This is a genomic window from Pantoea sp. MBLJ3, assembly GCF_000816655.1.
Lineage (GTDB): Bacteria > Pseudomonadota > Gammaproteobacteria > Enterobacterales > Enterobacteriaceae > Pantoea > Pantoea eucalypti.
Genome location: NZ_JSUT01000017.1, coordinates 1 through 8717, shown reverse-complemented (window position 1 = coordinate 8717; position 8717 = coordinate 1). Strand labels below are relative to the sequence as shown.

Annotated in this window: 7 protein-coding genes; all 7 read left to right on the top strand. The window is 48.7% G+C overall.

Going from position 1 to position 8717, the window contains the following annotated elements; genetic code table 11:
• On the top strand, positions 1-1003 hold a 1003-nt coding region (locus tag NP77_RS19070; protein ID WP_039661311.1), incomplete at its 5' end, for a type VI secretion system Vgr family protein.
• Positions 1003-1422 (top strand): DcrB-related protein, encoded by a 420-nt coding sequence (locus NP77_RS19065; protein WP_003849020.1) that lies wholly within the window; start codon positions 1003-1005, stop codon positions 1420-1422. The genes NP77_RS19070 and NP77_RS19065, both read left to right, overlap by 1 nt.
• Before the next feature lie 2 nt (positions 1423-1424).
• The gene (locus NP77_RS19060; protein ID WP_039661310.1) at positions 1425-5948 is read left to right on the top strand and encodes an RHS repeat-associated core domain-containing protein; all 4524 of its coding nucleotides are present in this window, start codon (positions 1425-1427) and stop codon (positions 5946-5948) included.
• Positions 5948-6358 (top strand): immunity 22 family protein, encoded by a 411-nt coding sequence (locus NP77_RS19055; protein ID WP_033761564.1) that lies wholly within the window; start codon positions 5948-5950, stop codon positions 6356-6358. The genes NP77_RS19060 and NP77_RS19055 overlap by 1 nt, the downstream gene beginning before the upstream one ends.
• Positions 6359-6570: 212 nt before the next feature.
• Positions 6571-6882, top strand: coding sequence for a hypothetical protein (locus NP77_RS19050; RefSeq protein WP_052250675.1), 312 nt, complete (start codon positions 6571-6573; stop codon positions 6880-6882).
• 448 nt (positions 6883-7330) lie between these two features.
• Positions 7331-7768: a hypothetical protein gene (locus tag NP77_RS19045; protein WP_039661309.1), complete on the top strand. Its 438-nt coding sequence runs from the start codon at positions 7331-7333 to the stop codon at positions 7766-7768.
• 532 nt (positions 7769-8300) lie between these two features.
• The coding region (locus NP77_RS19040) for a contractile injection system protein, VgrG/Pvc8 family (RefSeq protein WP_039661308.1) at positions 8301-8717 on the top strand (417 nt) is incomplete at its 3' end.

The window sequence follows — 8717 nt, the reverse complement described above, 5'->3', positions numbered from 1 at the left end:
GCACTTCAGCGACAACGGCGAGTATCTGGTGACTTCAGCAACCTATGACTTCGCCGAGAACAGCTACGCCAGCGGCGACACCGGCGAGAGCCGTCACAATATCAGCTTCACGGTGCTGCCGTCGTCGGTGACGTACCGCACGCCGCCGGAGACGCCGTGGCCGAAAACGCACGGTCCGCAGACCGCGAAGGTGGTGGGGCCGAAAGGCGAGTCGATCTGGACCGACCGCTACGGGCGGGTAAAGGTGAAGTTTCACTGGGACCGGCTGGCGAAGGGCGACGACACCAGCTCCTGCTGGGTGCGCGTCTCCAGCGCCTGGGCGGGTCAGGGGTTCGGCGGGGTGCAGATCCCGCGCGTTAACGACGAAGTGGTGGTGGACTTCATCAACGGCGATCCGGACCGTCCGCTGATTATCGGCCGCGTGTACAACGAGGCGAGCATGCCGCCGTGGGCGCTGCCGGCGGCGGCGACGCAGATGGGCTTTTTAAGCCGGTCAAAGGACGGCACGGCGGATACGGCGAACGCGCTGAGGTTTGAGGATAAGGCGGGTGAGGAACACCTGTGGATCCAGGCACAAAAGAACATGGATACCCATGTTAAAAATGATGAATCACATAGTGTTGGTGGCTCACAAACCGTCAGCATTAATCGAGACTACAAAGGTAAGGTGGCCGGTGCGCATGAGCAGGCAACACAGCTTTCACATACGGAGGTAATTGGTGGTGGTTTTTTACAACTAGTGCAGGGAGGCATTGTGCAAGCTTCTGATACCGGAATACGTCTGGTGGCTGGTCAATCCATTCTGGAATTAGGCGCTAACGGTCAGGTCAATCTGCAATGTATAAATTTCACAGTGAACGCGTCCGGGCAGGGTGAAATTAATACCGGCGGTACGCTGGATTTAAATATTAGTAAACCTGCCGCTGCTTCTGATACAGAGCCCACATCAGCACAAATTCAGAATGCTGTAAAAGCGGCATTTAATCAGGGAAGTAAAGAATAATGGAAATTAAATCATTTGCTCTTTCAGAGGGCACCCTCAACTTGTCTGATGCCTGGCAGGATCACAGCATCAATGTTCTGAAATTTCCTGCCAGTGATGCAACTTTAGTCATCACCCGCGCATGGGATATCTCACCTGAAGAAGAAAATGACTATTTCTCCCAGCAGCTGGCCAGGATTAAGCAGCGAATGAAGAAGGTTGTAATGGGTGAGCAGGTGACAAGCACTATTGCGGGCCAGTCTGCAAAAGAGGTCAAACTCTCTTTCGAGAACCAGCATGTCATGATGTATGAACAGCTAGCGATCGTGCGAATGGAAGATCATCTCCTTGTACTGACCTTTAGCCGAACGACCCCTTTTGATGCAGATACAGATGCGCTCTGGAACTCAGTCAAAGCGGGTATGCAACTGGGAGTCTGACGATGACGGATTTTATTGCAGCCCGTATCGACGACCCCCTGGTGCATAGCTCGGCGCTTGCCGATTTTGTGGGAGGCCTGGTAGAAGGTGCCATCGTTGCAGGAGTGATGCTGGCCGCGGGTACAGGAATTGGTGCGGTGATTGGCGGTGCAGCGATTGCCGGGCTGATTTTCAGCGGAAAACTTGAGGAAATCGGCGACGCTGCAGGCAAATTTGTCGACAGCGTAATTGATCCCGGACCGCCTGATGCGATCATCATCAGTGGGTCTGACGATGTGTTGATAATGGGGAAAAAGGCAGCGCGCGCAGCCGGCACTGTGGATCGTGGCTATCTTAATATGCCAGTTGCCCAAGATGAAGGCATTGACTGGGCGGGGATCGGTATGCTTGCGCTTACTGGCGTAGCAATGGCAATGAAAACAACACTGAATCCCGGTGCTGCGCTTATGTCAGTGGCTGAGAAGGCTAGCCACATTACGTCTGATGACATTAAAGATTGGGGAAAAAGCGTCTGGACCAGCCTGACTCAGCCTGTGGTGGAAAGTGCAAACCCTTATGCGGCACCCATGCCGCAGGATAAAGTCGCATGTGCTAAAGGCCATATGGTCACCAGCAGTAATTTTATCGCGCAGGGTTCAAAAAAAGTGTTAATCAATAACCAGCCTGCTGCGCGTAATGGTGACAAAAGCACTTGTGAAGCAGTTATTAAAATTAGCGAAAATCCCCGTGTACGCATCGGCGGCGATACCATTACAGTGCGTGACATCCACAGCGGTAAAAACATGCTGGCGTATATGGCTGGTAATTTACTGGGCGGGGCCCTGGCAGGGGTACTGCCACAGCTGATCAAGTTTGGTTACAGCCGTCTGATTCTGCGCGGCCTTGCTAAAGAAATCATTTGCCCGCTCGGCGGCATCGTCGCAACCGAAGCCGCTGCTCAGGCAGTCATTAAAGCCAGTAGTACGGCATTTCCTGTCAATATTGCTACTGGCGCTAAAATCCTTGCACAGGATGAAGACCTCGATTTTGTGCTACCGGATCGCATACCACTCAGATGGCAGCGTATTTACCACAGTCGCAACTTAGCAGCCGGGATATTAGGTACTGGCTGGATGCTGCCTTTTGAAACCCGCTTGTATCGTTTGCCGGATAATCAACTGATGTTTCGTGATATGACTGGCCGTGAGTTGGGCATGGGCAAGGTCAATACAGGAGACGTCATTGATTTTCAGGAAGAAGGTCTGAAACTGTTCTGTAGCCCGAACGGTGCGATGGTGATACAGCATCATGACGGCGAACACCAGCTTTACGAACCGGATCCCTTAAATATGGGCGAATGGCGCCTGCATCGTCTCTACGATCGCCATGAAAATGCTCAATATTTTGAATGGAATAAGCAGGGGCAGTTGGTACGCATCTTTAGTGATAATGAAGCACTTGATGTCGAGCTTGAGTATCAGGAGTGGGGACGGCTTAGCGCAGTATATCAGGTTTGTGGAAATACGCGCCGCTGCATGGTGTCTTACCGTTACAACGAGCAGAACCAGCTGATCATGGTGAGCGATGCGGACAACATCGTTTTGCGCCAGTATGGCTGGGATCGGGCTAGTGACATGCTGGCATGGCACAGTTTTTCAACCGGCCTGAAAGTTCAGTATCAGTGGCAACCCGCTCTGGACAGCAGGCACTGGCGAGTTTCTTCCTACCAGGTGCTGGATGAACAGGCAAGCGTGCTGGAAAACTGGCGTATTAATACTGACGAAAAAGAACGCATCGCCTATGTGAGTAACGATGAAGGTGTATCCAGTCAGCATCGCTGGGATATGTTGTACCGTATAACGGCTTATACCGATGAACATGGCGGTAGCTGGGCATTCAACTGGGCTGGGACCAGTGAACAGCTAAATGAGATGGTCCAGCCCGACGGAGCCCGCTGGGAGTACGCTTTTGATGCGCGTGGAAATCTGACGATGGAGCGCGATCCGCTGGAGCGCACCACGCTTAAAACCTGGCATCCGTTATATGCGCTCCCGTTGAAAGAGGTGTTACCGAACGGTGCAGTATGGCAATACGAGTATAATCTAGCCGGTGATGTTGTGTCTCTGACCGATCCGGAAGGTGCAACCACGCTTTTTAAATGGAATGAACAGGGAGATCTGGTTGAGCGCATAGATGCTCATTGTAACCGGCACTGTTTCTGGTGGGACAGTCGTGGCCAACTAATCCGCGAAGAAGACTGTTCCGGTTACCCTGCTCGCCGTCAGTATGATGATACAGGAAGGCTGGTAAGCATCACGGATGCGCTGGGCAATACACAGCGATTTGCATGGAGTCCGGCGGGGCGACTTGAAATTTTAACGCGTCCGGACGGACGTGAAACCCGATTCGAATACAATAAAGCCGGCTTACTATGCGGGCAAAGTATTGAAGGTATTCTGGCGCATAAAGTTACTTTAAATTCCCGTGGTCAGGTCATTGAGGCAGTTGATCCGGCGGGCCAGAAAACACAGTTTCGTTTCAATCGGGCTGGGCGACTGACAACATTAATTAACAGCAACATGCAGGAGTGGCATTTTAGCTATAGTTCGACTGGATTATTGCAGCAGCAGCAGGATTATGCAGGACGGAAGACCGAGTATCATTACAATGCGCTCCAGCAGGTAGAGTCGCTTATCCGCTATCCGGACAGCAGCAGCGAAATGCCGCCTCAAGTCACGAACTATGAATATGATGCGCTGGGGCGAATGACGGCGCGTGAAACATGTGAGCATCGGACCGAGTTCCGGCACAGTGCCCTGGCATTAGAGATTTGTCGCGCGCCATATCAGGAATGGCGTCAGGCTGCTATTGAGATGCGTGACCCGGAACATGCTGAATATCAGATATTTACCTATAATAAACTGGGCAGATTGATCAGCGAAAAAAATCATTCAGGGGAGTACTGTCATCAATATGATGCACTGAATAATCTGAGTGCAACGTCATACCCGGATGGACAGAAAATCGACTTTCTTCGTTACGGCAGTGGACATCTTCTGGAGATTCAACTCTCCTTCAACGCGAAAAAGTTGTCCCTGGCAGGATATCAGCGAGACCGTCTGCACCGGGAAACGAATCGCACGCAGGGCGTGCTAACGCAGGAGACATATTATGACGTGGCGGGACGGATTTCCCATCGGCGCTGTCTGGACAACCCGCGTAAAACGCTGATTGCAGAAAGACGTTACCAGTGGGATCAGGCCGATCAGATTATCCGTCAGATTTATACAGATGGCACACCGTCGTCGCCGCAGGAGAAATACCGACAGTTGCTATGGGGATACGATGCAGCTGGCAGGGTGACGCAAAGCATAATGCCGGGCTGTGATGAACAGTTTTTGTATGACGCTGCAGACAATCAGACAACACAGGATTTACATCCGGTACGGAATAACATGCTGAGGCGTCTGGATGGTGTGCGCTGGGAATATGATGGCTTTGGTCGTATGACGGAGCGGCATGATAGCCACCGGGGTATTGTGCAGCGTTTTTTCTATGACAGTGAGCATCGTATCAGTGATGTTCAGATTGAGGGTGATATTGAATTCAGCCGCGCGCAATACTTGTACGATGCGCTGGGACGCCGTACGGAAAAACGCGTCTGGCGGCACCGTCAGGAGCAGCCGGAATGCACAAAATTTGCCTGGCTGGGCATGCAACTGGTTGGTGAAAGCAGCACTCACAGGCCAGACACAGGCGTACGCTATGTTTATGCAGAAAACAGCTACGAACCGCTGGCACGTATTGACAGCACAGGCGCGCATAGTGATATTTACTGGTACCACACCGAGATAAACGGCCTGCCGGACAGGCTGACTGATGAGGAAGGCAAAAGCGTCTGGCGCGGCAACTTCTCTGTCTGGGGGCGCACCCTGTCAGAACAGTGTAATGCGAGCTGGGGCGTGCCGCAGAACCTTCGTTTTCAGGGACAGTACCTTGACCGTGAAACCGGGCTGCACTATAACACGCTAAGATATTATGACCCGCGCGGCGGTCGCTATACGCAGCCGGATCCGATAGGGTTAAAGGGTGGATTGAATACTTACACCTATGTTAATGATCCAATGGTTTGGGTGGATCCATTAGGCTTGATTCCTTGGGAAAAAGGCACGTTTAACTCCTGGTTTAATGGCGCATCAGTTCAGGATATTATCGATAATAAATCAGCTGTTGAGAGTGCTCTTCGAAGTCCCGGTGGTATGCATGAAATGTTCCCTGTATCGATAGCATCTAAAGCGAAAGAGTTAGGGTTTAGCGCAGAAGAGCTTAAAGCAATGACAGTTCCGACTAGCGAAATTACATTTATTAATGTCACTGATAGAAATGGAATGCCTGTCCCAAATGGTCCTCATCATGGAAGTAAAGCAGGGCGGCATTTCCATAACAAACTTATCAGTGATTTAAAAAGTGCTGAAACTAAGATGCAAGCCATAGACATTATAGAAACACACCATTCGATCCACATGAAACGAACAGGATGCTTTTGATGAATACTAATTACGACGCGGATATTGTACATCTTTGGATAGGAAGTAATTATGATTCCGAAAAAGACTATTTGAAATATTTTGAGCTTGATTACTCAACTGAAGGGGATTTTGAGGATCCCTCCTATAAAGTTTGTGCATTTTGTCAGTATCTTGGCACAAAGTGGTACGATGAAGACTTTATAGGAATAATACCAAGAGAAGAAAAAGATGTTCCTCTTAATGAGATACTTGAGCAAGCAGCAGTTGATCTAAGCGAGATGGAAAAAATAAGAAATACATGCGCCAACTTGGGAATTGATAAAGCAAACGCCATTTTATGGTATTCAAATCTTGACGTTGATAATTTTCCTGCTATAGGTAGTGATTTTAAAGGATTAAAATATATTGGTTGCTTCAAAGGTGATTGATTTAACACTTTAAAAGTGATCTAACCTAGTTTCTTGGTATCTACCGGAGGCGGCTATTATGCTCATTCCGGTTTTTTATTCATGATTTCAACTCTCTGCTATTTTCTTAGAGATGCTCATATCCTTCAGTGAAAATTAACGATAATTTATATTTTATTATCTATTTTGACGAGTCTAATATTTTCATCGTGAGCTGGTCGCGAGGTTCAAGAATGCTTTTAAGTGGAACTATTTACTATTTAAATGAAGATGAAATTTTTTATTACAAGAAGAAATCCTTGGAGGTAAATAGCGATGCCTCTATTAAGCTATATCAGTATTATGCATTTTCAAATTTCATCAAGCCTGACATGATAAAATGGTTGAAAATATCTGCCTTACAAGGAAATGAGGTTGCCAGGTACAATTATGCGGTTTATTTGATAAATAAAGGAGACATGATTGAAGCTTCGAGATTGATCGATGAGATTCAATCTTCTGGTGATGCTGCATCAGCTAATGAATTGAGAGAAAAGATTAGGTGAGTACATTTATGGGTATTTTATTAATCAATTTATAATTCTCTATGTTGCTTTTTAAAATTTCTCCAACTTAAGGGTAAATTTCACTGGGGTTATGATTAGGCTGGTAACTTAGCTCAGCTTTCTAAATTAATAGATCATCCGCAAGCGAGTCCTCAGGCATTAAATTTTCATTCTTCTATTTAAAGCCGCATTTTATCCGCATATTTGACCGCCCTGACTCAATCATCAAACTAATACGGAAACAACCAGCGTCAGATTTTCTTTATTATTAAGATTAACGGGTGAAGTTTATTTGTAACTTATCATAAATTCCGTGAGTGATTTTATTATTAGCAGTGTAGGATATTCGGATAATGTTGAGGGAGGTGGCCTTAGCAATATTGCTATAATTAGCGGCTACATAACGATTCTGGCTGCTAATTGATTTTTAAAAATGGATGGCAACAACATGGAAATTTTAGCATTTTTATTGTTCTGGTCAGTGACGGTGTATTTTATCTGGAGCAGTAAGATTTCCTATGGAAAAGAAACGCTGGCTGGTATAGGGAAAGCTTTTGTTGGGATTTTTATCGCCATTATCGCTATTGGATTCGTGCTTAAAGGACTGGCAGCTATAATTCCGGGTTTTACCAGGGACGCCGCAGGGGACTTAATGGAGGCGTTAGGTGCATCATTATTTTTTATATGGGGTATGAAATTTATACTTGTCGGATTCTGCAATATGTTTGGCACTGTTATGGATTTTCACAAGAAATATAATGCAGACAATTACAGGCGGTTTTCACCGGCTATCAATAAGCTGGCACCAGGGCTGTTCATTTTTTCAAAGGTCATTCTTTCTCTTGGGACTATAGTGATTTATTACGGCATCTGGCTGGCGAATTAAACTAAGAAGGGAAACAGGCTGTTAATATTAACAAGGAATATACTTTTCTTTTACGTCGGGCTTCTCCAGGGAAGCGATCTAACAGCGCTTCCGAAAATGCCTTTATACCCTGGCCAGAGAAGAAATCCTGCATTATCGTTGCGCTGCCAGGCAGCTTCCAGCCAAGGGACTGGAACCAGTTGCCTCCCTGAATCGGTTTAACTCACATCTGACGCTAATTAACCACGGATGACTCACCCTGCCTGGAAGTCTGGGCCGCGTATGAAGGCTGCCAGTGTGAGATAAATATGTCTGACTGGCTGTTTAAAAAGCCTGCCATGACGGGCTAAAAGTCCTGTAACACCACGGGAACTAAACCGGGACGGTGTGCTGCCTGTGTAGAGAGTTACAAACGGTAGGTGAAAGCAGCAGCGCGACACGCATTACCTGTCGACCGCGGATGGCTGGGAGCCACTGGTGCACATCGATACTCTGGATGACAGCGCCATGACGTACTGGTACCTAATCTCTAATATAAGCACGGAATCTGATTATGTTCTCACGCATTACTGCACAGCTGCCGGCGGACGGCCTGCTGTTCCACACGCTCACGGGCACCGAGACGCTGTCCCGTCCGTTTGTGCTCACCGCCGAACTGCTGGCCACCGACGCGCGCATCGACCGTCACGCCCTGCTGGGCAAGCCGGTGACCTTTACGCTGCCGACCGACGGCCTGATGAACGCGCTGAGCCCGCGCTACCTCAACGGCAAAATCACCCGGGTGGCGGTGCGCAGCCAGGAGCTGAGCGGCACCCGCTACGCGGTCTACCAGCTGACGGTGGAGCCGGACCTGTGGCCGATGCAGCGCGACCGCAACCTGCGCATATTCCAGAGCCAGACGGTGCCGCAGATTGTGCAGACGCTGCTGAAGGAGTACGCGGTTAACGTAGAGACGCGCCTGGCGGGCAAC